General features: G+C 44.3%; 1 protein-coding gene. It reads left to right on the top strand.

The window, feature by feature from the left end; all coding sequences use genetic code 11:
• A partial coding sequence (locus R7R78_RS25485; protein WP_318119575.1) for a secretin N-terminal domain-containing protein occupies positions 1–809 on the top strand: 809 nt, incomplete at both ends.

The raw sequence follows: 809 nt of genomic DNA on the forward strand, positions 1-809 counted from the left end.
GTGGAAGTGTTCCGCGATACCTCCACCACACGATTAGTTGCGTATATCGATGAAGAATGCACGCATGACTATCGTTTGACGGGGCGTTATCTTGAAATCACTGTCAGCAAGCTTAAACCAAATGAAAAAGTGCCAGACAAGAGCATCTTAGAAAAAGAAGGCAAGCTGATCTCGATTAACTTTCAAGACATTCCTGTGCGTAACGTTTTGCAGCTGATTGCAGATTACAACCAGTTTAACTTGGTGGTTTCGGACTCTGTCGAAGGCAACCTTACACTGCGTCTTGATGGTGTGCCGTGGCAGCAAGTGCTCGACATCATCTTGCAAGTGAAAGGGTTAGATAAGCGTGTTGATGGCAACGTGATTTTGGTCGCCCCGACCGATGAGCTGGATTTGCGCGAGAAGCAGCAGTTAGAAAAACAAAAGCTGACGGAAGAAATGGGTGAACTTTCATCAGAAATCATCAAAGTCAATTTTGCTAAAGCTTCGGATATTGCAGAGATGATTAATGGTGAAGACAACATTAGCATGTTGTCAGAGCGTGGCAGTATGACCATTGATGAACGAACCAATTCGCTATTAATCAGAGAATTGCCAGAGAACATCGCCGTTATTCGCGAAATCATTGAATCGCTCGATATCCCAGTCAAACAAGTACAAATTGAAGCCCGAATTGTCACCATCAGTGAGGGTAACATGGATGAGTTAGGTATTCGTTGGGGCTTCACATCTATTAATGGTAATAACACCGTTGGTGGCTCTATTGAGAACAACCTAGCGACAATCGGTTTGTACGAAGGTGGTGGTGA

It is taken from the genome of Vibrio sp. 2134-1 (genome assembly GCF_033339495.1).